The following is a 25,883-nucleotide window of genomic DNA, read 5'->3' as shown; positions in this document are numbered from 1 at the left end:
ACGGAGGTTTTTTATTTAGCCGGTTTTATGAGTGCGTTACTGTGAATGTCGAGCAGCGAGAAGGCCCGTCCGATCATATCTTTATCTTTATCATAGAGATGCGTTGCTTTATCGAAGATGCCGCTCGTCTTGGCCACATGATTTAATTGTTGGACCATAAACTCCGAATTGCACAGGGCAACCACGCGATTGCTATACTTGGTTAATTCCTGTTGGAAGATAGTTGCTTGTTCTGCGATATCGGGTGAATAGACAACGGCTTCACCGTCTGACGCTTTCATCTCCCGATGATCGACCAATATATCAAGCTCATTGGGTCCATAAGCCGAACAGATGCCTAAAATGACCGAAGTCAAATAATCCACATCTTGTTTACCTGAGAATAACCCGCTAACCGAGAAGGCCAGCACTTTTTTTTCCGGATCCAGGTTGTACTTAAATCGCTCTTTAAAGGGGATTTTGAAGTCTTTGGCAAGGTATGTAGGCGTTAAGGAGAATCGTTCACCGGAGAACATATAGGACATGGTGACTTGAAGTGCGGCGGTAATCTTCTGAATATTTACCAGACTAATATTTCGTTCTCCTCGTTCTACTCCGCTTATATACGTACGGTCTAGTCCAGATCGATATGCCAGCTGTTCTTGCGACATGCCGCTTCTGGCTCGGAGTTCTTTCACTCTTTGTCCAAACTCCAGACATATATCCATTGCTGCCTATTAACCCCCTATTATTTCCCATATATACATTATGAGAATAAGGGCAATGTGACTTAAAGTCAACAGACGGGCCGCTTGAATCTCGTTATTATTTTATTGTATCTAGTGAGAAATGGTATAAAAATAATTAAAGGAGTTATGAACAGTGAGAAGTAGATTTGCTGGCAGAAGTTTTTTGAGGCTCTCTATATTTTTACTGGTCTTCATCGTTGGACTGGTTACATGGCTGTTCTGGGGAAATCAATTATACATCAAGCTAAGCCCCTTATGGTGCGTGGTGTTGCCTATTCTATATAACACCATGGAGAACCTGAAGAGACAGAGATGTGAGCGGCTAATTCGAAAAGAATACAAGGAAACGCCCATCATGTCGGTTGAGGCATGGGGAGATGCAGGTTATGGATTTTTATCGGTAACGAAAGAATCGATTTATTTTGTCCCTCAGAAGGGGTCTGTATTTTATTTGCCTCATCATGAGACCAGCAGTTACGGATACGACTTTATCTGCACGGCTGAGGCCAAAGCAACAACCCCAAGCGATGGTGCTTCACGTTCGAGAAAGCCGAAAGTTCCTGTTTTTTATGTGGATTTCACAGATCACAGGTTTTACTTTCAATCGAATAAAAACAAACAATTTTATCATGAGGTCGAACTGGTGAATCGTGCGGCAGTTCAACATTTTTAATATGCGGTGAATAAAGCGGGCACATTTGGTGCATGATAATTTTTGACGGTGTGAAGAGAGGTGTGGTTCCGTTGGACCTTATGGTGCTAGGGCTACTGGAGGAATTTATTTAATCACTTCACGATATATGGAAGCGAGGGGTTGTGTCGCAGAGCAGATCTGAACACACGCGCTCATAACGATCCGCTAAAACCGGAGAGTAATAAGCGGTGCCCAAGTTTTTCAGACGAAGTTTAGTGTGAGAATGGAAGAATTCAACGATCGATCACCGTCGGGAAGGAGCCTGCAAAGGCTCCTTTTTCCATTCTTAAGCATGCAGAACTTTTTGTAATCATCCCCGCAATATGCTAAAATAACTGTAATCGTATTACAACAGACAACCTCCTTTGCACCACTTCTGACTGAACTCAGAATGACGGCAGAGGAGTTTTTTATTTCAACCTATGGGGGACAACATGACATTCGTACTTAGCAATGATTGGGCAGAAGTGTTGAGCGGGGAGCTGGAAAAGCCCTATTTTCACGATTTAAACAGGCAATTAGCAGCGCAGTATGAGACAGAACAGGTTTACCCGGATCAAGGAGCGGTCTTTAATGCACTGCATTACACCTCGTTTCAAGGGACGCGTGTAGTCATTATCGGGCAAGACCCTTATCACGGACCTGGGCAGGCGCATGGGTTAAGCTTCTCCGTGCTGCCGGGCGTGAAGACGCCGCCATCCTTGCAAAATATATATAAAGAAATGCAGAAGGACCTTGGCCTCCCCATCCCGGATCACGGATTTCTGGAAGCTTGGGCGAAACAAGGCGTTCTGCTGCTTAACAATGTGCTGACGGTAAAAGCCGGATTGCCGGCATCCCATAAAGGCTTAGGCTGGGAACGCTTCACGGATGCGGTGATTGCAGCGTTAAACGATCGCGAGCAGCCTGTGGTATTTGTACTATGGGGAAAACATGCGCAGGAGAAAGCGGCATCCATTAATCAGGAACGCCATTTCATCATCTCCTCCGCGCATCCCAGTCCGTTTGCGGCGCGCCGCGGCTTCTTCGGCAGTCGCCCGTTCTCGCGCGCGAATCAATATTTGCGGGAGCTTGGCCGAAGTGAAATCGAATGGCGCATCCCCATGCTTGCGGAGCTGCAGGGTGCGGCCAATTAAAGGTGGAAGCGATATGAATGCATCCGCATCTGAACCTGCAAAGAAGAAGCCGGCGGTCGTGCGCTTCCTCAATCCGGCTTCCGGTTATTTAACGGGATATGCCTATACGCTCAATCCGTATGTGGGCTGCTCGTTTGGCTGCTCCTATTGTTATGTTAGACGGATGCCAATCGCGATGTTTCGCAGTGAACCATGGGGAGAATGGGTGGAGCCGAAACGGTTTGAGGCGGATGCTTTCCGCAAGGAATGGCGCAAGGCGCTCGCCAAAGGCGAGGTGACGGTATTTATGTCGTCAGCTACCGATCCCTATCAGCCGGCCGAATACAAGGAAGGTGTAACGAGGAAGCTGCTCGAAATCATGGCCGAAGAGCAGCCGCAGTTTCTGCTCGTTCAAACTCGAAGTCCGCTGGTGCTAAGGGATATCGAGTTGTTTGAACGCCTCGGCGATCGAGTCAGAATCAGCGTGACGCTCGAGACGGATCTGGAGACGATTCGGAAGAAGCTGACTCCGGACGCGCCGCCTCTGGCTGCGAGGCTGCGGGCGATCCGTGAGCTTCGGGAAGCGGGCATCCCGGTGCAGGCAGCCGTATCTCCGCTGCTTCCATGCAGCGACCGGTTTGCCGGAATCATCGCAGCTAACGTGGAGAGAGTCGTTGTCGATGATTTCTTCCGCGGGGATGGCAGCGGAGGCAAACGGACGGCGCAGTTAAAGATGGCTGATCGCTATCAGGAGTTGGGTCACGAAGCGCTATATACGCCGCAGACAGCGGATATTTTCCTGCAGCAGCTAAGCGAATTGATGCCGCAGGGGAAGGTCTATTTTGGCCAACAAGGATTTCTGCCCTAAACCATGAGAAACCCCTCAAAGCATCACTGCTTTGAGGGGTTTCTCGTTTCATTTGGTTCAATGCGAATTATTGGCCAACTGCCATATCAGGCGCCGGGGAGCTGGAAGACGTGCCGTTACCGCCAATGATGCCGGTAGAACCGCCAACCGATGCTCCGACCTCGCCTAGAACCGGTTTGAAGCCGGAAGCGATATAGGTGACGGCTTTGACATTCGTAATCACCTGTGCGTAAAATTTGTCTTTATCCGGATAGATCGGCTCGACATGGATAATCGCTTGATCGCCTTCGAACGAAATCGACGAAATACGCAGGCCGTAACCCGGATTTGGCGCTTGAGCGGATACCGTCACCTCGGAGATATCACTGTTAACAGCCTTCGAGGAAAGCTGCAAATCGTAGAGCGGGAATGGGACCGGTTCTTCAATCGGCGGAACAGGCGGCGTATTCTTCACGAATTGAATGGCGCCATGCAACCAGCCTGCCGCATCGCTGCGCGTCACAGCTGTTTTAGGCGAGAACTTTTGCTCTTTGTCCAGTTGGGCGATTTTGAGAATCAGAAGCTTCTGAATGCTGTCCATATAGGTTTGCTCGACATCGGCTTCATCCTTCATGACGACATACAGATCAATGAAGGCGAAGTCGCCTTGACGGAGGATCCCCTTCATCAGATGGTGCGCAAATTGCTCTCGCGTCATTAAAGCGGAGGGATCGGTGTCTCTTGGGATATCAAGTCCGTTCAAGGAAGCGATGATAAACGTATTGGCATACCAAGCATCATCCTTCATTTTCGGGAAACTATCCGTTACTTTCGGTTCCTTAATAAACCGGATGTTGTCAATATTCAGTCCGAGTCCTTTCACAATCATGGTAATGCCTGCCGCATAAGTGAGCTTGCCCTTCGGCTGGAACACATCGTTCTTACCGCTTCCGGATAGAATGCCCATCTTCTGAAGTTCCGCGATCTTCGCTTCATTAGGGTCGTTCTTAATATCCGAGAATGCCCAAACCGATTGTGAGGCCGACAGAAATAACAGCAGCATCATCGTAAACAGTGCAAACCGTTTCAACATAAGTGGATTCACCTCTTAAAGGATGGATTGTCTTAATTATGTAGACGCACCTTCTTTCACTAAAGTTGCAACGGAAGGTGCAAATCATGCGGAATTATGGCCGAATCGTAACCCGGGTATTAATTGGGACAAGCGCGGATAAAGCAAGCACGTCATTATTATACATGCGAATACAGCCATGAGAGACTTCTCTTCCTATGGAGCCGGGGTCATTGGTGCCGTGAATGCCATAATGCGGCTTCGATAATCCCATCCACAACACGCCGAAAGGACCTCCCGGATTCTCCTGCTTATTGATAATTGTAAATTCTCCGGTCGGAGTCCGAGTGAGCATTTTGCCAATGCCAACAGGGAAACCTCGTACGACGATATTATCGTCAAGCAGGTAGAGATGTCGATCCGATAAATCCACGATAATTCTGTAATTTGGCATGCTTGAATCCCTCCTCTTCGTCTCAGCATATGAGACCCAATAAGCGGAGGAGTCTAATCCGTAAATTGTTTATTTTCGGCTAAGCGCTATAATGGTACTATTCTGCTTTGGAGGACCTGATGTGATTGTTACTTTGTGGAAAACGTTTCGCGGCTACATCGCCAGCAAGCTTCGCAATCAATTGATTATGCTGTTTTCAGCCATTGCGGCATGTATCGTTATTCTTCTGTCTTACTTGTCCTACCTGCAATCGGCGGGTATGAATCGGGATCATTTTATTGAGAGCAATCGTAAAATTCTTAAGCTGGTCAATCAGAATCTGGACGGTTATTTGGACCGTATCGATGAGCTCTCGATCTCGCTTCGCAAAGATTCGCAGTTCATGGATGCGATTATTTCGAAAGAATACGGCGGTCAGTTGTATATCCAGAATCAGTTGAAGAACTTATACTACTCCAGTGATGATATTGAAGCGCTGTCGATCTATACGCCGAAGACCGGCTTGCAGTATACCATGTCTAAAGCCTTCATCAACCTTCGCCAGGAAGCGACGGTAGCGCCTGAGGGGGAACGTTGGTATAGGGAAGCGGCGCAAAGTCATAAATTTCGAAGCATTGAGTCAGGCTACGGCCTCAATGAAACGGACCACGGCAACTTTCTGATCTTTCATCGCATCTTGATCAATATTGCGGACAAGAAGCCGCTTGCGGCGATATCCATCACCCATAACTTGAAAGAAATCAAACGGATCCTGCAGGACATCACCGGCGAGTCCGGTGAATATATCGGGATTTTCAATGAAGCCAATGAACTGTTCTATGCGGAGGGGCCTAATCTTACGGTCGATTCAACTGCGCAGCTATTGCGTTCCATTCCGGTAGATGCCGTAGATACCGAGCAGCGAAGCTGGACGATCCATGATACGCGCTACTTGGCGATTTATAATGTGTCCCCTCATAACGGCTGGAAGCTGGTTACATTGACGCCGTATAGCGTGCTCAATAAGGAAGCCGCGAATGCGCGCCGGATTAATCTCATTGCAGGCTCGGCGGCTGTTGTGCTGCTGATCTCGGTTATTGTCATAGCGGCTAACGCCATAACGAGAAGGCTTATGCAGCTCTCCCGTCAAATTGTGATGCTCGGAGATGGGATTTTCGAGGTGCAAGGGGAAATTAAGGGGAGCGACGAGATTGCTCATCTGTCGCGCAAGTACAATCAAATGATTGTCAAAATCAATGATCTCATTGGCGAACGGTACGAAATGCAGTTAAATGAGCGCAATGCGCGGCTGATTGCCCTGGAGGCGCAAATTAATCCTCATTTTCTATACAATTCGCTTCAAGCGATTTCTACCGAGGCGATCATCAGCGGGATGGATCGCATTCAGGATATGGTGGATGCGCTTGCATCGTCGCTGCGCTATTCCATTAAGGAAGCAGAAACGGTACGGGTCAAAGAGGAGCTTGCCCACATCGGCAACTATATGCTGCTACAGCAAGCTCGCTTCGGAACGAGGCTGAGGCTCCATGTTGAGGTTGAAGAAGCGGTGAAAGAAGCATGGATTCCGAAGATGATCGTCCAAATCTTAGTGGAAAACACGATTAAACACGGACTCGAGCAGATGACAGGTGATATGGATGTAAACGTGAGAGCGACAAGCCGGGAAGGTCTGTTAGTGTTAACCGTGTCTGACAATGGCCCGGGCATATCCGCCGAACGATTAACCGAAATTCGTGCTTTTCTGGACAGCCATCTGCTCGAATATCGAGAAGGTATCGGACTTAACAATGTGAATGCGAGAATCAAGCTGTTGTTTGGTCCGGAGTACGGACTGAATATTGACAGCCAGCACGGCACTGGAACGGAAGTCATCGTAACACTGCCCTTAAAGGAGGAGAGACCCTATGTACAAGGCTATCATCATTGACGACGAGCAGCCGGCCCGCCTTGCGATTCGGGCTCTTGGGGAATGGGACAACCATAAGATCGAAATTGTCGCGGAAGCGGGCAACGGGCAGGAAGGGATTCGACTGCTGGCGGAACATAAACCGGATATCGTATTTGTCGATATGAAAATGCCGCTGATGGGCGGAGAAGAGTTTCTGCAGCAAGCCCGCACTGCACATCCGGATGCGTGCTACATTGTCATCAGCGGATTCGATGATTTTGCATATGCCCGCAGCGCCATGCAGGCCGGTTCCATCGACTACTTGCTGAAGCCGATTCGCAAAGCGGAGCTCAATGATGTGATTGAACGTGCCGTCACCTTGATTAACAAACGGCGCGAGCAGCTGCTCGTGGACAGCAGCTCGCGGATCTACCGAAACTTGTCGGCACCTCTTGTCAAAGAGAAGATCTATTCATCGATCATCGACGGTAACGGCCGGTTCCATCATATTCAGGAGCTGGAAGCGGTTCTGGGTACCGATGCAGGTGAGGCGCTTTGCCGAGTTGTCGTCTTCAAGCTGCTGAATGCAGCGGAAGTTATTGAACGCAAATTCTACGGCGATTCCCATACGTTCTATTTTGCCTTAACGAACGCCGTGGATGAGCTTCTCGGGCGTTTCGGGAAGTCGTTCAGCTTCAAAAACAATCGAGACGCAATGGAGATCGTTGCCGTTGTGAATTTATCGGACGCAGGAGCTAACCAGAGTATTGGGATCCGGGGGATGATCGACAAGCTGACAGCATTGTTTACGATCAAGCTTGTCGCTTCAGAAGGACAGCTGGTCGGCATCGATGCGCTCGGAGAATCGTACGCTGCGGCATTACGATCGCTGATGGCGCTCAATATGATCGATCTGCGGCCGACCTTGAAAGATGCGGAAGGGGAGCGCCCGTCGCTCCTGGAGCGAGCGAGTTTATTCGAACAAACGATTGAATCGGGCAGCGAGCGGCAAGCGATGCAGGAGCTGCGCAAATGGCTGGAGGAGATTGAGTCTTCAGGTGTCGTCACGATGAGCGGCATGCTGGCGATGGAAGATGAATTGCGAATGTTCGCGGAAATGCTACTTGCGCAGCTTAAGGCTGACGATCCGTCTGAATCTGCATCGGCAATGGAACAGTTTGATCGTACGCTCCGTGGCAGAGTGTTTGAATTTACAGCCTTTAAGGCCGCAGTGCTGGCGTATTTTCATCCGCTCTTTACGGCACTTGCGGAATTACGGCGATCTGAGAGCGGATCATTGTCCGTGCAGGAGCGCATTAAAAGCTATATTGAGCTGCATTATTATGAGGAATTGCCCGTTTCGTTCTTTGCCGAACGGTTTCATATGAGCAAGGAGCATCTCACCCGAATTTATAAGCAGAAATACGGGATTGGCATTCATGAATACCAGCTGCACATTCGGATGGCGAAGGCGAAGGAATGGCTGAGCGACAAATCGCTCAAAATCCAAACGGTCAGCGAGAAGGTCGGCTTTCGCGATCAGAATTATTTTAGCAAAGCGTTCAAAAAATATACGGGTCTGACCCCTCAAGAGTTCAGGGTGAAGATGGAATGAGAAGAGCGAGTGGACATCAATTGTCCACTCGTCATTTTTTTACCCATAAGGCGCTTGTTTTTTACATTGTTCGCAAAGGCAATTCAGACGAAAATAAGGAAGCACCAAGGAAAACATACTAGTTTGTAAGCGTTAAACAACCAGGGGAGGCTTACGATAATGGCAGCAAAAAGATGGGTAACACTGGCGGCGACCGCAGCGCTCGTGCCAGCATTATTAACGGCATGCGGAAGCAATGCGAACAGTAACAATACAAGCAACAACACAAGCGCGAATGAAAACAGCGGCAACAGCACGGAGCCGGTCGAGATCAACATTCTCCAGTATGCGCCGGAGATGACGGAAGCGATCAATAAACTGGCTGCCGATTACAAGAAAGAACATCCGAACGTAACGATTACCGCTACGATTCATCAGGATGACTATCCGACATTGTTGAAATCCCGCATTAACTCAGGCGACATTCCTGATATCTTCATGACGGGTGCTTATAACGAGAACAAAACCTATCAAGATTATGTATACGACCTGACCAACGAGCCGTTCATGAAGAACATCGTTCCTACGGCACTTCCGGGCGTTACGCTCGATAACAAAGTGCTCGGTTTCCCGCTCGTCCTACAAGCGCATTCTTTCGTTTATAACAAGAAGCTATTCGCGGAGGCGGGCATTACCGAATTGCCGAAAACATTCGCGGAGCTTGAAGATGCGGCTAAGAAATTGCAAGCCAAAGGCATTATCCCGTTCTCTAACGGCTACAAAGAGTGGTGGGTATTGGAGCAAACGTTCACGCAAGTGCTCGCATCCATGGGCGGCGATTACGCGAAGACGTTTGACGAATTGAATGCGGGCGACAAGAAGCTGTTTGACATTCCGGCAGCCTCGAATATTTTCAAACTGATCGATCTGACTACGAAATACGGCAATCCGAAGCCGCTTGAAACCGATTTGAACTCGCAGGTTGCCCTGTTCGCAGAAGGCAAAGCCGCGATGATGCATCAAGGTACTTGGGTTGAGGATTCCGTTCGTAAGCTGAACCCGAGCATCGATATGGGCTTTATGCCAGGACCGGTCGGCGATGACGGCTCCAAAGCGGGACTTATGGTAGACTCCAACATCGTTTGGCGCGTGAACAAGGATTCCGAGAACTTGAAAGAAGTGCTGAAATTCCTCGATTGGATGACAACATCCGAAGCGGGTAAAGCGTTCATTCCGGTAGGTACAAAACAGATCTCGACAGTAGCTGCCGCACCGTTCCCGGATGCTCAGCTGTCCAAAGAAACGCAAACGATCCTCAAAGATGGCGTAACTTACCCTTGGGTAAAAGGTTACTGGCCGGATGGCTTCGAACAGAAAGCCGGCGAAATTCTGCAGAAGTACATTGCAGGCGGAGCGAATGTAGACGACGCGAAAGAAGAAATGAACAAAACGTACCGTACATTGGCGGAAGCTGCGGAATAACATTCGTTTGACAGCAGGCAAACAGCTAGTAGGCAGTCCGGCCGGAAGCGATCCTTCCGGCTAAGGCTGTCATTACAGCATTCGGGTGGAGTGAGATGATGAATACACGAAATAAATGGGGAAACAGAATCGAGTTTGGCGTTTTCGTAATACCGGCCATGGTATGCATTTTAATATCGGCAATCATCCCTTTTATGATGTCTATGTACTATTCGTTAACCAAATGGAATGGCGTAGGAAAACATATTAAGTTTATAGGGCTTAAGAACTTCAAGGAACTTCTAACTTCGGACACAAACGCGCTGAAGGCGCTCGTCTTCACGCTAGAATACACATTGCTGGCGGTTGTGCTGACGAATGTCATTGCAATCCTGCTTGCGATTGTCCTGACGAAAGCGCTCAAATTACGCGGCTTATATCGGACAGCGTTCTTCGTGCCTTACATCATCAGCTTGATTATTATCGGCTTTATCTGGCGGTTTATGTTCACGAAAGGCTTCGACGTGTTGTACTCGGCAACAGGCTGGGAAGTGTTTCAGTGGAGCTGGCTGGGGAACGCGCATTTGGCGTTCTGGTCGATCTTGTTTGTGGGTATTTGGCAGTCGGTCGGCTTTTACATGATGATCTATATTACAGGTTTGCAATCCGTACCCGGCGATTTGCTGGAAGCGGCGTCCATTGACGGGTGTGTCGGTATCAGTCGTTTTTTCAAAATCACGCTGCCGCTGCTTATGCCTTCGATCACCGTCGCGTTGTTCCTGTCCTTGGCTAACTCGTTGAAAGTATTTGATATCATCTATACGTTAACCTTTGGCGGACCGGGCGGAGCTACGAACAGCATCACGATTGATATTTACAACGAAGCTTTCGTCAATAATCGGTTTGGTTACGCAACTGCGAAATCGCTTGTGTTCGTCGTGCTTATCCTGCTAATTACGATCATTCAAGTCCGCTTTACGAAAAGCAGGGAGGTGGAGGCATGACACACCGCAGTCAAAAGAGAGTTACCTTTATTCTGGAGATTGGTATTGCGATCTTGGCTCTATTGTTCTTGTATCCGCTCTTTCTCGTCGTGTTCAACTCGTTTAAGACCTATGAGCAGGTTCTGACGAATATTTTGGCGCTGCCGAAGACGTTGATGGTCGACAATTATCAGGCCGTATGGGGCCTTATGGGGTATCCGAAGCTGTTCGTTAATACCTTCTTGCTTACCTTGTTAAGCGTTACCGGCATCGTAATCTTTGGCTCAACGGCCGGCTATAAGCTGTCACGGACCAAATCAAGATTGAGCACGGTTCTGTTCTTCCTGGCGATCTCGCCAATGATGATTCCGTTCCAATCCTTCATGATTACGTTGACGAAGCTGGCCAAGACGTTCCATCTTATCAATTCGCTTGGCGGATTGGGCGTTATCTACTGGGGGCTTGGCGCTCCGCTAGCCGTATTCATGTTCCACGGGTTCGTGAAGTCGCTGCCGATCGAGCTGGAAGAAAGCGGCGCTATCGATGGTGCATCGCGGTACGGGGTATTCGTTCGCATTGTCTTCCCGGTTATGGTGCCGGTTATCAGCACGGTCATCATCTTGAATGTCATGTGGATTTGGAATGACTTCCTGCTGCCGCTGCTTATGCTCAATGGCCAGCAGTCAACGCTGCAATTGGCATCCTATAAGTTCTTTGGTCAGTATAAGAGTGAGTGGCAATACGCCTTGACGGCGGTCGTGTACACCTCGATTCCACCGATTGCGGTCTTCTTGTTCCTGCAGAAGTACATCATCAAAGGGATGGTTGCCGGAGCGGTTAAAGGTTAAGTGAATTTGAAAATGGATAAAGCCCGTCTCTACCGGAAATACGGTGGAAGCGGGCTTTTTGTATGGAGAGAGCTGAACAAAAAACTGCTTCAAAAGGCATTGGATGCACGTTTGAAGCAGCTCGATAGTTGCTGAATTAAGCTAATTCGATAACCAATTTGGATGCTCCGGACAATGGGATGATCCGAGCGCCTTCCGAACCGGCATCCGTTTGTCCACCTTGAACGGAAGCTACTGCATGTTCGCCGTGGAGGATGATACTCCAGCCTTCGGACTTGCCTTCCGTATCGATCGTGATCGTGGAACCTTTGCGGCTTGCTGTAGCCGTAAAGGCAGTTTCACCGGTAACGGTCGTCACTACAGAAGCAGCAGTTGCGCCATCTTGAAGCGCGTACAACGAAAGGGTAACGCCTGTCGCATAATCGTAATCCGGACGGCTGTCTTCCGCGCCTACCGCGATCAGCGAGTTCTCGCGGACAAACAGCGGCATGCTGAAGTAATCGAATGATTCCTTGCGCCAAACGCCGCCTTCGACTTGCTCACCGCTCAAGTAGTGCGTCCAGGTCCCTTTCGGTAAGTAGTACGTGGATTCACCGTCAGCGTTGAAGATCGGAGCAACAAGAATGGAATCGCCAAGCATATATTGACGGTCAATGTAATCGCAGGTTGGATCGTCGCCAAATTCAAGCACCATCGCGCGCATGACCGGCAGTCCGATCTTCACGGATTGGACGGACTGGCCAAACAAATACGGCATTAAGCGCAGCTTAAGCTTCGTATAGTGGCGCAGCACATCGACTGCCTCTTCGTCATACAGCCAAGGCACACGGTACGATGTGCTCCCGTGCAGACGGCTGTGGCTGGAGAGAAGGCCGAATGCGACCCAACGTTTGTACAGATCCGGCGGAGAGCTTTGTTCGAAGCCGCCGATATCATGGCTCCAGAAGCTGAAGCCGGACAAACCGAGCGACAGACCGCCGCGCAAGCTCTCCGCCATCGATTCGTACGTCGCTTCGCAGTCGCCGCCCCAGTGTACGGGGAACTGCTGGCCGCCGGCCGTTGCGGAACGGGCGAACAATGCGGCTTCACCTTTGCCGCGTTTCTCTTCCAGCAGTTCGAAGACGACTTTGTTATACAGCTGCGTATAGTAGTTATGCATTTGCTGTGGATCGGATCCGTCGAAGTAGACGACATCCGTTGGGATCCGTTCGCCGAAATCGGTTTTGAAGCTGTCCACACCCATGTCGAGCAGAACGGCCAGTTTGCTCTTGAACCAGTCGCAAGCGGCCGGGTTTGTGAAGTCTACAATGCCCATGCCGTATTGCCACATATCGGTTTGCCATACGCTGCCATCCGGTCGTTTCAACAGGTAACCGAGCTCTGCAGCTTCATCGAACAATGGAGAACGCTGAGCGATGTAGCTGTTGATCCAGACACAGATATGAAGTCCTTTCGCTTTCAGCCGCTCCAGCATACCCTTCGGATCCGGGAAAACACGTTCGTCCCACTCGAAGTTACACCACTCGTATTCTTTCATCCAGAAGCAGTCGAAGTGGAATACAGCAAGCGGAAGATCGCGCTCAGCCATGCCGTCTACGAAGCTTGTAACCGTGGCTTCATCATAGTTGGTCGTGAACGATGTAGTGAGCCATAAGCCGAATGACCAAGCAGGCGGAAGAGCAGGCTTGCCGGTCAGCGATGTATAATTGGACAGCACATCCTTCAGCGTATCGCCGCCGATTACATAATATTCGAGCGATTCTCCGGCCACGCTGAATTGAGCCTTGGATACTTTCTCCGAAGCAACTTCATAGGAAACGAGCTCGGGATGGTTAACGAAAACACCATAGCCGCGGTTTGTCACATAGAAAGGAATGTTTTTGTAGGATTGCTCGGTAGCCGTGCCGCCATCTTGATTCCAGATGTCAACGACTTGACCATTCTTCACGAATGGGGTGAACCGTTCGCCTAATCCGTACACCGTTTCGCCGATGCCAAGGTCAAGCTGCTCGCGGAAATGATGGTTGCCGTTGCTTGCTTTCACATAGCCGGTCGAACGGAAGCCGCTGCCGGTGAGCTTTTTCCCTTTGTAGGTATAGGTAATGGAAAGCGGATGCGCTTTCGTAATGGTTACTGCGGAATCGCCGCTCTTGAGTGTGACGGCCTCTGCTGTATCTTCAATCTCAACAGGTGCTTGGCTCGCTTCGAGCAGTGGGAACGAAGATGGGCCGAGGCGGCGGGCACCCCTGTGATGATAAAATTTCGTACGGATGATATCTTTCATCGGCGAAGAGAACTCCATCGTCATTAGTGGCGCATTTAGCGTATTGCCGCGATGCTCCAAATGACTGTGTGTTGCGTATACGGTAATGCTATTGCTTGAAACCTCAACGTTATGCACTTCGTAAGGGGTAAGGACTTGGTAGCCTTCGCGCGTCATCCAATAACCGTCGCTGAATTTCATGTTTGCGGACCATCCTCTCAATCGTTCTTGAATTGTTATAACCTACTAACAGTATACTGATTGAAAAATATATTATCTTGCATTATTATGCTTAATATTAGCACGATACTGATATTTGAGGTGGGTTCAATGGATATCCATCATTTGCGCGAGAATCGGCGGCATGGCAGCCCGGGACTTCCGGTAGGAATCTACCGGATGGAGCAAGCGGCAGGAGAGCCGATCCTCGATAATCATTGGCATGAAGAAGCGGAATTTCTGCTTGTGGAGAGCGGGGAAGCCGTATTTCAAATCGGGTTATCGACGTATACCGTTGGGGCAGGGGAAGTATTGTTCATCCCGGGCGGCGAGCTCCATGGCGGATATTCGCCTACCGGGGGGGCTTGTTCCTATTCGGCATTAGTGTTCGATCCGGATTGGTTAATGAGTCCAGGGGACAGCTTGACGATTCAATATTTAGAGCCGATCAAACGCGGTCGGCTTGTGCCTGAGCCGCATGCTGTCGCCGAATCAGAGCTGGCTGCGGCGCTGCGCCGAGGGCTGACGCCACTCCTTGAATTGGAGACATCGGAAGAGCCGGCAAAGGCATTTCGACTGAAGGCAGGACTGTATCAGCTGTTCGCGGAATATGTGTCCCGCGAAGCATTCGTTCACAGAGTGCCAAGGTCATCCCTCGACATGCATACCCAGGAGCGGCTTAAGACGGTGCTGACTTATATTGATGTTCATTATGCGCGCAAGCTGACCATTAGAGAACTGGCGGCTGAGGCTGGCATGAGCGAGGGACATTTTACACGCGTATTCAAGTCATTCATGCGCAAAACCCCGGTCGAGTACATCAATCTCCTGCGCATTCGGATTGCAGCAGCTCTGCTTGCAGACAGCAACACCTCCGTTGGAGAAGCAGCGCTGGAATCGGGCTTCGACAACTTTAGTTATTTTTGCAAAATGTTTCGCACGGTATACCAGTGCACGCCATCGGATTATCGGCATCAAAAAAAGCCTTGATTATCAAGGCTTTTTGCTTTCTTCGCGAACGTTTATCCTCGTATGTCCAGATTGCCGCCTAAGTTTGGCTGCACGCTTCGTTCCATCATTTGAATCATTTGCTGTGATTGTTCCGAAGATTGATCTTTGGCTATTCTTAGAACACTGATTCCGACAGCTTGGGATAAATTGATTTGGGATAAGGACATTGATAAAGCTGCGATATCCATAGGGCTCCTCCTTACTGCATGATCGTCTGACATTCTTGTTATCGGGTGATCTGTCCGTAATCGTTAATTGGATCACCGGCATGGAGAGCATATAACGACATCGGTGAGCGTAGTTTAGTGATGAAAGCTAAAGAAAGGAGTACTTGTCTAGATGACTACGCTATCCCTAATTAAGGCCTTGGCGTTACTAGTCGGTTTGATGAACAACACTCCCACTGGCGTTTCCGAATATACCATTATTGAATGCCCCCACGAGCATTGCTATGATGCAACCAATGACTTGGGAGATCATTGTTTGTTCACCGAATCTAATTTCCGTAAAGAAACACCATTATATGAAGGCGACAAGGTATATGCTATCTTTCTTCTAAATGAAGAACATAGATTGGTTCGAGTTGTCAAAGCGGAGTAGTGAACCACCCTGTCCAAATTACCTTCGAAGTCGCTCGGCCACCGTGCCGTCGACTTTTTTTGCATTTCAGGCAAAATGCGAGCTTCTTTTATGTATTTGGCGTATATATGCAATTGACGTATATACACTTTTTTCGTACGATGTAAAATATAGGAACAAAGTAGTAGGTAGGTGATCATTTGAACATATCAATTGAGAAATGCACCGATCTGGCGCATGAAGTGGGAGGGACAATAGGAGATTGCATCCTGGAATTAGTAAGTGAAATCCAAGACTTGAGGGAACAGGTTGCCAATAAACGTTATTGTTATCCTAAACTAATCGGGAGTTCCGAGGTAGCGGAATTACTCGGGATAGATCGAAGAAACTTACATCATAAGCGAAAAACCAAAGGTTTCCCGGAGCCGATCATGGAACTAAAGAGTGGACCTTTATGGAATGAAGAAACAATCAGAGCATATAGAGATGAATCTGACGATCTTCGCAGGAAAGTCGACAGCTAAATAAAGGGAGCATCAGGGTCATGAAATATCTGCTATTTCTTATCGGTTCAATTTTTGAGTACTCGGGGATGTTCATTTTACTTTTCACACTATTTCGATTCAGCATTTATCGAAGATTACTAGTTAACGTGCTTCTCGTAGCTACATTGATGAGTCAAGTCTCGTATTTCACTCGACTAGACTCAGCTGTAGGTGATCTTTCTACTTACATACAGTTTGGATTGTTCGTCATCGTCTTATGGGTTTTGTTTAATGTTCCCATCTTTCATTCCGCCATTATGAATTTAGCGGGGATGCTGGCGGTCGGTTTACAAGGAATACTTATTGTTTTGGTAAGCGTTATCAGTAATGTTTCCTTCGGGACAGTAGCTGGCAATGACGTTTCGGCAGCAGGGATACAAGTTATTACTTGTCTTGCTCATTTAGCCCTAGCAAAACTGGTGTACGACAAAAATTGGGGTTTTGATTTTGTTCCTACATCACGCCGATCTAATGTTGAAATTAAAGGGACAAATGCAATTCTACTGGCCATAATATCATTTTGCATTGTTGCAGCTATGATTACCGCGATCATTTTCCGTAACAACTACGATGATTACGTTCTTTTTGCGAGTATTATTTTTCTGTTTACCGTACCTGTCTTCCTGTATTTTACTTTGAGAAAGGATACTGAAGATGCTTCGAAAAGTAGCGGTTACACTAAACGCACGCATGACAGCCAATAATGTTGCTAACGCTCCTTCTGTTGATGTGATTGTTTATGCGTTAAGCATTATTTGGAACACAACTTCAATTACTGTTTTTTCCTTGATACTTGGCTGGTTGACCGGGGAGTTACTAAGAACTTTTCTTTTCATCATCATATTTGCGACGATAAGATTTCTGACCGGCGGTTATCATCTTAAATCGGGGACGTTTTGTATTATTGTCTCCACAGCAGCAATGTCATCGTTACCACACATACACTTGGACAATCATATGCTTTGGGTGTATGGAGGTACTGTCTTTTCCCTCATCATGGTTCTTCTATTTGCTCCTGCGAACTACGACAAATATGCTAGGATTTCTCCAAAGCACTACCCCATCCTTAAAGTCATTTCTGCATGCATAGTAGCATCAAATTTCTTGTTCGTTTCTGATTTACTGGCAGTTGCTTTTACTGTACAAGCAGTCCTACTTCCGTTTAAAGAGAGGGGGTGAACACACAGATGAAGAATTTACTATATCGCGGATTGGCAGCTGTATTGGTTGGAGTAGCAGGGGTATTCGTGCTCATGGGATCCTACGTATTTATTAACAAACCTGAGATCCCTGCAGAGCTGAGAAAGTAAACTGAAGGGATGTTGAAGGAATGCGTCGCCCATTTCATGTAGTAAATCGTCGAAAAAAAGATTTCGATATTGTGGAGATTGATTTAGACGACGTACTCTTTGTAGGTTCATACAATGGCGAAAAGTATCTCCAGACACCCCAAGGCGCATTCTATTACATTAAAAGTCCGGAGGAACAAGAGCGATTTTTCGAGATGCAAGGTTTTATCAAGCTCGATCGCTGTTTCATGGCACAAGAAAGTAAAATCGAGTTCTACGACGAAGAGATGCATCATGTTTTCTTCGAGCCGGAACCGATCTCTAGAAACGCTTTACGCGCACCGGTCTCACGAGCACATTATCATGCTGTAAAGCAGATTAGGCGCGGAAAAAGCTTGGAATCTACTTCTAATGAATGGACTGCGATACATAGAAGAGACCTAGCAACTGAATAATTATCTAACTGTATCTCATTTATGAGATACAGTTTTTTTTGGACAAGCTTGGCTCAACAAGCTATATAACCCGACAAAAGTCCCTATTATTATTGCTTTCAAGTCATTGAACATGTGAATAGCTCGTCAATTATTCCAACAAATAGACAACATAGAGTGACATTTTCATCACCTAATAAATGGTAATATATGAGTAGCTTCTCAAACCATTCGAATGGAGCGCTATAGATGACCCAAGACAATCAGCAGCAACTTCATGATTTTGTTAAACTTATCCAGAGTTTTTCCGAATTGACCACCACGATTAGCTTGGAATGGTCGAATTTGAACAATGCTAATTGGGTTGCCGTTAATTTGCGTGAGTATCCGTTCCAGTATTCGATCGATGTCATGAAAGTGAAAATCAACCATTGGGCAGAAACGCTCTCCAATCAAGCCGAATCACGAGCAGTCGTAGTGGATAACTGGCTGCATCCAGCCCAGGTAGAATCAAGCTACTAGGCAAAGCAGAACAAGGCTAAACGTTATCATTACATAATCAAATCATAACCGCCCCTTATTAAGGGCGGTTTTCTTATGTTAAAGATCAAAAAAATGGAAAGTAACTATATTAATTCTAAAATTTGGACGTTGTTATCGTCACCCCCCATGCTCGTCCTCGTATACTAATAGATAAGCTGATTCTTTTCCAAGGAGGGAAATGAAGAAGAGATGAAGTTTAATAGTAGTCCTCTGCACCGCTGCATGAGTCACATGAATCCGGAGTGGAGGGAGAACTAGTCATTTTGAGGAGGCGAATGAGGCAATGGGAACCATCATGGTCAAATTGACTGAAACGCCGGAAGCATTCAATAATCCGATCATGGGCTTTAGACCATCACGTGGCATTAACGATTCTTCTTTCCCGAATCGGGAATATGCAGATATTTATAAACACTACATCAAGTACACCGATCTGGAAATGAATGCAACGGACTCCGTTCAGAAGATCAAAGATTGGAGCAACAAGGCTTGGGTCGGCATTGAAAAGAAGAATATTAAGGTTGTTCCGCGAGTCGTCATTGTTTACCCTAATGTCGGGGAGTATTGGCCGAATGGGGTCCCTCATGGCGATCCCGTTAATCAGTGGTTGACAGATACACTGAAATCCCGGCTCGTGGCGTTTATCGCCAAGCTTGGTCAAGCTTGGGACAATGATCCACGAGTTGCTTTTGTAGAGCTCGGTTTGTACGGCAAATGGGCTGAACACCATATTTATCCCAATAAGTTTCCTGACGGGACCCATATTATCCCGCTCAGTTTCCAAAAGGCGCTAGGTGATGCGTCTAACGCAGCATTCCATAACAAAAAAATGCTTGTCCGCTATACAGATACGTTCACGGCTTATAATTTCGGGATTTATTGGGATTCCTTCGCATTACCGGATGATGCCGTCACCGGAAATGGGGAGATTTCGCGGAATAATTGGCGGACGCAGATTAACAGCGGAGAAGTCGCGTATAACTGGGGAAACCAGTCTAATCTGGGCGGAAGTCCGAACGGAACGCTGAGCAGTGTTTCGAACACCAACTATGTCATTGACTGGATTATGAAGACGCATACTTCGAGCTTAGGGTGGATTTCGGATTATACGGCTAGTAATCCCGCCGTAGAAGTCGGGGCAACCGCCATGCAGAAGGTGCTTGGCTATCGTTTCGTGTTGAATCAAGCAACGTTTACCGGTAATGTGTCGCCTGGAGGGACGCTGAGCGTGTCGTTCCAGGTTACGAATAAAGGCTCGTCGCCATTCTATTACAGCTGGCCGGTAGAGGCGAATTTGCTTAAGAGTGACGGCACTGTAGCATGGAAAGGCGTATTCCAAGCCGATATTCGGTCTTGGCTGCCCGGTTCAGACTGGAATAGCGCGACTCGCGCATACAATCAAGCGCCGACTGTCAACACCGTGAACGGTGCATTTAAACTTCCGACAACGTTACCGAATGGAACCTATACACTGGCGTTGTCCATTCTGGATCCGGCCGGCTGGCAGCCCGGCGCGCGATTTGCCAATACCAACTATTACACCGGCGGCAGAACGCCGATCGGTAAGGTAGGCATCGGCATGGAACCTACCAATCAAACGCTCGGTTCGTTTGCTAGCTTGAAATCAGATACGACGCTTGGATACAGCCTGCAAAGCAGTGCATACAACGGATCAATCGGAAGCACAGACATACAAGCGCCGACCGCTCCTGCGAGCCTAACTTCGACAGCTAAGACGACAAGCAGCATCAGCCTCAGCTGGTCGGCATCGACGGATAATGTTGGCGTTGCTGGTTACGATGTCTATCGGAACAGCAGTTTTGTCGGTAGCACAACAAGCACATCTTACACCGATACCGGACTTAAAGCATCGACGAGCTATAGCTATATGGTAAGTGCGAAAGATGCGATAGGTAATGTTTCGGGTAACAGCAACGCTATTAGCGTAACGACGAATGCTGCCAGTACCGGCACGACTATTACGATTGAAGCAGAATCTTCTGCCAATACGCTTGCGGGCGGCGCAGTCGTAGTGGCGTGCGGCTCCTGTTCAGGAGGCTCAAAAGTCGGTTATGTCGGCAACAACCGCGGTACGCTTCAGTTCAACCGAATTAACGCGGCAACCGCCGGAACCTACACGTTGATCATATCTTATGTAAACGGCGATGCGGCAGCAAGAGCGGCTCGAATAAGTGTAAATAGTGCAATTGCAAACTTAAGCTTTCCATCCACAGGCAGTTGGTCTACAGTCGGCACTTATCAAGCTACCGTTCAGTTGAAAGCAGGGGACAATACGATCAAGTTTTCAAATGCCAGCGGATGGGCACCGGACTTCGACCGGATCCAGCTTATTCGAAGATAAGCTGGTTTCACAGCAATGTTTATATGAAGAATGATCAACCGAAATATAACTTACAAAACCTCTAGGACCGGTTTAACCGAGTCTTCGAGGTTTTTTTGTTTTATTAGTCCAATTAACCTCTCTATTTGCAAATTTCGACATAACCAGTCATTCCCATAATGATGAATTTATGAGAATATATTAAATGGAAAATAATAGAATGGTTCTATTTTGCTAGTAGTAGACTTTAAGACACTGTGGGAGGTTTAGGAATGCAGGGTGACAGACGTTTTAGAATAAAAACGCTTTCTGCGAGTTTAGTATTGTCCATACTGTCTACGGTTGCATTCGGCGGATTAACTTCTGCTAGTGGCGCTGAGGCAGGTGATGCCTTGACAATGCACGGTAATTTGGCAACGGTGACTGCGGCATCCGATCAAGAGGTTTCGAATTATTTATCTTCCAACAAAGCGAAGCTTGGTCTTAAAGGCGTCAATCAGCAATTTATGCTGAAAAGCAAAACATCGGATGAACAAGGTCAGTCGCATTTGTTGTATCAAGTGAAGTATAACGGGATACCGGTGTACGGCCAGTATACGCGTGTACACTTAAGTAAAACGAAGCAGATCTCATCCGTCCAGAACGAAATTGAGCCATCCTCTCTGACAGCAATGCCCAAAGCTACGACGCCTAAATTGACCGGTTCTGAAGCGATCCAAGCGCTACAGACTGATTTGGAAGCACAGCTCGGACGTGCCATTGTCAGAGACGACGACATGGCGGATCCCGCCGCATCGCTTATTATTTACCCTTACAAAGGAACGAATCGTCTTGCCTATGAGACAACCTTCCATTTCCTATACCCCGAGCCCGGCAATTGGGTAGGGTATGTCGATGCCATTTCCGGGCAAGTTCTCGATAAATATAATAAAATCGCACATGCGGAAACGTCTGCTGAGCAAAGCGGTACAGGGGAGTACGAAACACGTACTCTAAATGTCCTTTATGAAGATGAATCGCAGAAGTACTATATGGTGGATATGACAAAACCGATGTTTGACAATGCGACCTTCACTGGTTTCATCGGAACATATAACGCGGCGTCTGCTGACGAAGTTTCTTCGCCAATATCGTCTTCCGCTGCATTTACCGATGCGGATGCCGTTGACGCGCACTTCTATAGCGGTGTCGTCTATGATTATTACTTAGACAAATACGGACGAAACAGTATTGACGATAAGGGCATGTCTATGTATTCAGCTGTTCATTATACTCCCGATGGTTTACCGTACGACAATGCTTTCTGGAACGGCCAGGGGATGGTGTATGGGGATGGAAGCGGCGTAAGCAATGGCGGTTTCGACTGTTTCTCATGCAGCCTTGATGTTGTCGGGCACGAGATCACGCATGGCGTGACGGAACGAACGGCAGGTCTGGAATACCGCCATCAATCCGGAGCGCTTAATGAAGCGATCTCGGATATAGTGGGAGCCTTAATTGAGATGGACTTTAGAGGACAAACCAATTGGGAGCTTGGTGAGGACACCGGATATCCCATTCGGGATATGGAAGATCCGAAAAAATATGATCAACCGGAAATTATGAACGAATTTCAGTACACAACGAATACAGAACAAGGTGATTATGGCGGCGTTCATATAAACAGCGGTATTGTTAATCATGCTGCGTTCTTAATCGCAACGGGGATTGATGCTCTAGGCGGCTTGGATGGCAAACAAGTTCTAGGGGAACTGACCTACAACGTTTTACTCCACCGATTGACGCCGGTTTCTAATTTCGAAGATGCGCGGGATGCATTTGTGGCGGCAGCGACGGAGTTGTACGGGGCGAATCCTGCTGTTGTGCAGGTGGTGAAGGATGCATGGACAAGCGTTGGATTGCCATACGGTCAACATTTCGACGTGACCTCCATTTCCTCTAATATCGAGGGAGCAAGCCCCGCTAATATCGATGAAAATTCATCGGAAATCTATATAGACGTACCAGTAGGCACGGATTTAAGCACTTTTAGCCCGACAATCACGGTTTCGCAGGGGGCGACGCTAGAGCCACTAGACGAGGATTACAGCGACGGGTTCGGATTATACGACGTTAAAGCGCAAGGGACTTCAGTTGAGTGGGCAGTCTTTATTAGCGAGAACGAATTGGCGTCGTTGAACTATACAGGAAACGGCTTCATGGAAGCGAATGAAGATGATGGCAGTGTGGGTTCAATGACAGGCAGCAGTGAAGGCCTGGAGATCTCGTTAAGTCACGACGTATTTAATGGAGAAGTCGGCGATGATTTCATTGCATCGGGCAAAGCGGTAGTAACCAATATTCCTTCTGGCCTGAAACCGCATGTTATGGTGGTCGATGAGCAAACGGTCGTTTTCTGGTTAGAAGGGAATGCGGCTTCTCATACCAATCGCGACGATATCGGCTATTTATCGCTGCATTTTATGGACCTTGCATTTTACAATAGTTACCTCTATATGGTCATTAACAACCATAAAGATGACTTTATCGTTGACTTTAAGCATTCCTTGCACTTTGCAGATTCAACGGATTCGACCGTTACCCTGACTTGGCCGGCGGCGAGCCAAGCGACTGCCATTCAAATCCTGCAGTCGGAGGATGGAGGCGTGACGTGGGATAATGCCAATACTTCAGCAGACATTGGCGTAAATGATGCTTCAGCAACCGTAACGGGATTGCTGCCAAACAAACAGTATGGGTACAAGCTTGTCATCTCCGGCGGTGAGGATGAGGGAGAATCTGTACAAGCAGCCGGTTATACGTTAAGCGAGAACCAAGCGCCAATAGTAGCAAACCGTATACAAGAAAAGAACGTGTTCATTGACGGTCCGGATGTCACGGTACCTTTAGCCGGCGTATTCACGGATGAAGACAGCGACGTACTTTCATATACCGCCGTTTCAAGTGAGGAAGATACCGCAACGGTCGGTGTGAGCGGCGACAGTCTGGTACTGCACGCTGTAGGTGCTGGCATTGCGACGGTCACAGTCACGGCTAATGATGGTCATGGCCATCAAGTCGACGACCATTTCAGTGTTGTGGTAGATGTAGCCAATCACGCACCAACTATTGCTGCAGTTATCGCGGATCAGACCGCGACAGTTGGCGCATCGGACGTTACGGTACAGCTGGCAGGCGTATTCGCAGATCAGGATGGCGATACGCTAAGTTATACGGCGGTTTCGGATACGGCAGCCGTCGCAACGGTGAGCGTAAGCGGCAGCGCCGTCACGCTGCATCCGGTTTCAGCCGGAACAGCGACGATTACGGTTACGGCCGATGATGGACATCATCATACCGTTACGGATGTTTTCCAAATCACCGTATCCAGTGCTAACAATGGAGGTTCAGGCGGTGGTGGTCTGTTTTTTGCAACTGAACCGGAAGTGACGATAAACGATGATGGGATCGCGATAGGCAAGAGTGCGATAGACGGCCATATTGAAACGAATGCGGATGGCACTCAAAGAACCGTTTATTCTATCAATGCGGCTGCATGGAACAAAGCAGTTGGACTATTGGCGAAAAGCGAAGATAAGAAGATCCATATCGACCTTGGTCAAACGAAAGGGAAGGTTGATGTTGAGCTGCCGGTAAATTCGGTTGCCGATGCACAAGAGCAATCGGCGGATACGGTCATCTCGATTTCCACGGATACGGTAAGCTATGACCTGCCGCTCAGCGTGCTGAAGCTGGATGAATTGTTAAAGAGTTTCGGGGCTGCCGAAAGCCAGGCGAACGTTATCATTACGATGCAGCCTGTGTCGGACGACATGGCAGAGCAGCTTCAACTAGCTGCCGAGCAGGGCGGGGGTTCCCTGGTTGGAACGCCGGTTGAATTCGAGGTGACAGTCTCCTTCGGTGAGAAGGAAGTTGAGATTCATAACTTCGGAAACCAATATGTATCCAGATCGATTACGCTCTTATCCGCCAATTCGAAGGGCAGCTTAACCGCGGTGTTGTTTGATCCGCAGACAGGCGCGATGACCTTTATACCGGCCACGTTCGAGGTCGAGAATGGTAAAACGATCGTGACGATCAAACGGAACGGCAACAGTATTTACGCCATTATACAAAACAAGAAGTCATTCGCAGATGTTCCTGCCGGCCACTGGGCGAAAGAGGATATCGAATTACTCGCGTCCAAGTTGGTCATCAAAGGGGCTTCGGATACTTCGTTCAAACCAAATGGCAGCATTACTCGAGCTGAGTTTACCAGCTTGCTCGTGCGTTCTCTCGGGTTAACACCGGATAAAGGAGCCGCTGCTGTATTTAGCGATGTGCACGCTAACGCCTGGTTCTCCGGAGAAGTTGGAGCTGCCGTCAAAGCGGGGATCGTGAAAGGGAATAACGATGCAACCTTCCAGCCGCAAGCGACGATTACTAGAGAACAAATGGCGGTTATGGTTGCGAATGCGTTGCATTTCGTAGGCAAAGACAAACAGCTGTCGCAGGAGAAACAAGCTGAGATTCTATCGAGCTTCGATGACGGCGTGACTGTCGCGGTTTATGCTCAAACAGCTGTAGCGGAACTAGTCGACGCAGGAATCGTGAATGGTATCACGGCCGAACTGTATGCACCGGACGTCATCGTCAACCGTGCCCAAGCGGCTGTTATCTTGAAGAGATTATTGCAATATATGGATTTCTTGGAGTAATGAACTTACAAAAGCCGCGTGATGGATGCTCATCACGCGGCTTTTTACTTTAGCTATAACAACAAAAAAACCAGCGTTTCCGCGAATTTCGGCGTTTAAATTATGGTGATCTGGACAGGGTTCGAACCTGTGACCCCTACCCTGTCAAGATAGGAGAATAAAATTCCTCCAGTATCCGAATGTGGTAAATCAATAACAATGGTTTGTAAAAACTTTTTTTATATCTTTGTTTGTGACCTCTAATGACCCTTAATAAGTTCTGGTATGTGACCAAAATT

At 48.0% G+C, this 25,883-nt stretch carries 22 protein-coding genes; 17 read left to right on the top strand and 5 right to left on the bottom strand.

What is annotated here, in order from left to right; translation table 11 throughout:
• Nucleotides 1–11: 11 nt before the first annotated feature.
• Nucleotides 12–707, bottom strand: a complete 696-nt coding sequence (locus BM412_RS15105; protein ID WP_091219407.1) for a helix-turn-helix domain-containing protein — start codon at nt 705–707, stop codon at nt 12–14.
• 154 nt (nt 708–861) lie between these two features.
• Here BM412_RS15105 and BM412_RS15100 point away from each other — a divergent pair, with 154 nt between their 5' ends.
• The 3 genes from BM412_RS15100 to BM412_RS15090 all read left to right on the top strand — a co-directional run bounded on the left by BM412_RS15100 (nt 862) and on the right by BM412_RS15090 (nt 3,405).
• The gene (locus BM412_RS15100; protein WP_091219404.1) at nt 862–1,401 is read left to right on the top strand and encodes a hypothetical protein; all 540 of its coding nucleotides are present in this window, start codon (nt 862–864) and stop codon (nt 1,399–1,401) included.
• A 455-nt stretch (nt 1,402–1,856) separates the two neighbouring features.
• Nucleotides 1,857–2,558: a uracil-DNA glycosylase gene (locus tag BM412_RS15095; RefSeq protein WP_091220540.1), complete on the top strand. Its 702-nt coding sequence runs from the start codon at nt 1,857–1,859 to the stop codon at nt 2,556–2,558.
• Nucleotides 2,559–2,571: 13 nt separating this feature from the next.
• Complete coding sequence (locus BM412_RS15090) at nt 2,572–3,405, top strand: SPL family radical SAM protein (RefSeq protein WP_091219401.1); 834 nt, start codon at nt 2,572–2,574, stop codon at nt 3,403–3,405.
• Between the two features lie 67 nt (nt 3,406–3,472).
• Here BM412_RS15090 and BM412_RS15085 read toward each other — a convergent pair whose 3' ends face one another.
• Both BM412_RS15085 and BM412_RS15080 read right to left on the bottom strand, forming a co-directional pair.
• The gene (locus tag BM412_RS15085; protein WP_091219398.1) at nt 3,473–4,477 is read right to left on the bottom strand and encodes an S-layer homology domain-containing protein; all 1,005 of its coding nucleotides are present in this window, start codon (nt 4,475–4,477) and stop codon (nt 3,473–3,475) included.
• A gap of 94 nt (nt 4,478–4,571) precedes the next feature.
• Complete coding sequence (locus BM412_RS15080; protein ID WP_091219395.1) at nt 4,572–4,910, bottom strand: L,D-transpeptidase; 339 nt, start codon at nt 4,908–4,910, stop codon at nt 4,572–4,574.
• A gap of 121 nt (nt 4,911–5,031) precedes the next feature.
• Here BM412_RS15080 and BM412_RS15075 point away from each other — a divergent pair, with 121 nt between their 5' ends.
• The 5 genes from BM412_RS15075 to BM412_RS15055 all read left to right on the top strand — a co-directional run bounded on the left by BM412_RS15075 (nt 5,032) and on the right by BM412_RS15055 (nt 11,684).
• The gene (locus BM412_RS15075; protein WP_177245841.1) at nt 5,032–6,837 is read left to right on the top strand and encodes a cache domain-containing sensor histidine kinase; all 1,806 of its coding nucleotides are present in this window, start codon (nt 5,032–5,034) and stop codon (nt 6,835–6,837) included.
• Nucleotides 6,815–8,413 carry a response regulator transcription factor gene (locus BM412_RS15070; protein WP_091219389.1) on the top strand — a complete coding sequence of 533 codons (1,599 nt, stop codon included), beginning with the start codon at nt 6,815–6,817 and terminating at the stop codon, nt 8,411–8,413. The genes BM412_RS15075 and BM412_RS15070 overlap by 23 nt, the downstream gene beginning before the upstream one ends.
• 159 nt (nt 8,414–8,572) lie before the next feature.
• Nucleotides 8,573–9,874 (top strand): ABC transporter substrate-binding protein, encoded by a 1,302-nt coding sequence (locus BM412_RS15065; RefSeq protein ID WP_091219386.1) that lies wholly within the window; start codon nt 8,573–8,575, stop codon nt 9,872–9,874.
• Nucleotides 9,875–9,969: 95 nt separating this feature from the next.
• Entirely contained in the window at nt 9,970–10,857 is an 888-nt protein-coding gene (locus tag BM412_RS15060; RefSeq protein ID WP_091219383.1) for a carbohydrate ABC transporter permease, read from the top strand.
• Nucleotides 10,854–11,684, top strand: a complete 831-nt coding sequence (locus BM412_RS15055; RefSeq protein ID WP_091219381.1) for a carbohydrate ABC transporter permease — start codon at nt 10,854–10,856, stop codon at nt 11,682–11,684. Before BM412_RS15060 ends, BM412_RS15055 begins: the two co-directional genes overlap by 4 nt.
• A 136-nt stretch (nt 11,685–11,820) precedes the next feature.
• On the opposite strand, the gene yicI is transcribed toward BM412_RS15055, so the two are convergent.
• Entirely contained in the window at nt 11,821–14,148 is a 2,328-nt protein-coding gene (gene yicI / locus BM412_RS15050) for an alpha-xylosidase (RefSeq protein ID WP_091219378.1), read from the bottom strand.
• Between the two features lie 129 nt (nt 14,149–14,277).
• On the opposite strand from yicI, the gene BM412_RS15045 reads away from it, so the two are divergent.
• The gene (locus BM412_RS15045; protein ID WP_177245840.1) at nt 14,278–15,156 is read left to right on the top strand and encodes an AraC family transcriptional regulator; all 879 of its coding nucleotides are present in this window, start codon (nt 14,278–14,280) and stop codon (nt 15,154–15,156) included.
• A gap of 32 nt (nt 15,157–15,188) precedes the next feature.
• Here the strand turns inward: BM412_RS15045 and BM412_RS15040 are convergent, their stop codons facing one another.
• Nucleotides 15,189–15,365, bottom strand: a complete 177-nt coding sequence (locus BM412_RS15040; RefSeq protein ID WP_091219374.1) for a YjfB family protein — start codon at nt 15,363–15,365, stop codon at nt 15,189–15,191.
• A 151-nt stretch (nt 15,366–15,516) separates the two neighbouring features.
• Between BM412_RS15040 and BM412_RS15035 the strand changes: the two genes are divergently transcribed.
• From BM412_RS15035 to BM412_RS15000, 8 genes are all read left to right on the top strand, one after another.
• Nucleotides 15,517–15,777 carry a hypothetical protein gene (locus BM412_RS15035; RefSeq protein WP_091219372.1) on the top strand — a complete coding sequence of 87 codons (261 nt, stop codon included), beginning with the start codon at nt 15,517–15,519 and terminating at the stop codon, nt 15,775–15,777.
• A gap of 523 nt (nt 15,778–16,300) precedes the next feature.
• The gene (locus tag BM412_RS15025; RefSeq protein ID WP_091219367.1) at nt 16,301–17,005 is read left to right on the top strand and encodes a hypothetical protein; all 705 of its coding nucleotides are present in this window, start codon (nt 16,301–16,303) and stop codon (nt 17,003–17,005) included.
• Nucleotides 16,992–17,480, top strand: a complete 489-nt coding sequence (locus BM412_RS15020; RefSeq protein WP_177245839.1) for an accessory gene regulator B family protein — start codon at nt 16,992–16,994, stop codon at nt 17,478–17,480. Before BM412_RS15025 ends, BM412_RS15020 begins: the two co-directional genes overlap by 14 nt.
• A gap of 8 nt (nt 17,481–17,488) precedes the next feature.
• Nucleotides 17,489–17,611 carry a cyclic lactone autoinducer peptide gene (locus BM412_RS31870; RefSeq protein WP_143111631.1) on the top strand — a complete coding sequence of 41 codons (123 nt, stop codon included), beginning with the start codon at nt 17,489–17,491 and terminating at the stop codon, nt 17,609–17,611.
• A 20-nt stretch (nt 17,612–17,631) separates the two neighbouring features.
• The gene (locus BM412_RS15015; RefSeq protein WP_091219362.1) at nt 17,632–18,045 is read left to right on the top strand and encodes a hypothetical protein; all 414 of its coding nucleotides are present in this window, start codon (nt 17,632–17,634) and stop codon (nt 18,043–18,045) included.
• 228 nt (nt 18,046–18,273) lie between these two features.
• Nucleotides 18,274–18,546 carry a hypothetical protein gene (locus tag BM412_RS15010; protein WP_091219360.1) on the top strand — a complete coding sequence of 91 codons (273 nt, stop codon included), beginning with the start codon at nt 18,274–18,276 and terminating at the stop codon, nt 18,544–18,546.
• A gap of 304 nt (nt 18,547–18,850) precedes the next feature.
• Nucleotides 18,851–20,929: a DUF4832 domain-containing protein gene (locus tag BM412_RS15005; protein WP_091219358.1), complete on the top strand. Its 2,079-nt coding sequence runs from the start codon at nt 18,851–18,853 to the stop codon at nt 20,927–20,929.
• Between the two features lie 302 nt (nt 20,930–21,231).
• Nucleotides 21,232–25,605: a M4 family metallopeptidase gene (locus tag BM412_RS15000; protein ID WP_177245838.1), complete on the top strand. Its 4,374-nt coding sequence runs from the start codon at nt 21,232–21,234 to the stop codon at nt 25,603–25,605.
• Nucleotides 25,606–25,883 lie beyond the last annotated feature (278 nt).

Source organism: Paenibacillus sp. BC26 (assembly GCF_900116125.1).
In the GTDB taxonomy this organism is placed as follows: domain Bacteria; phylum Bacillota; class Bacilli; order Paenibacillales; family Paenibacillaceae; genus Paenibacillus_Z; species Paenibacillus_Z lignilyticus.
This window is presented reverse-complemented; position numbering and strand designations above follow the sequence as displayed.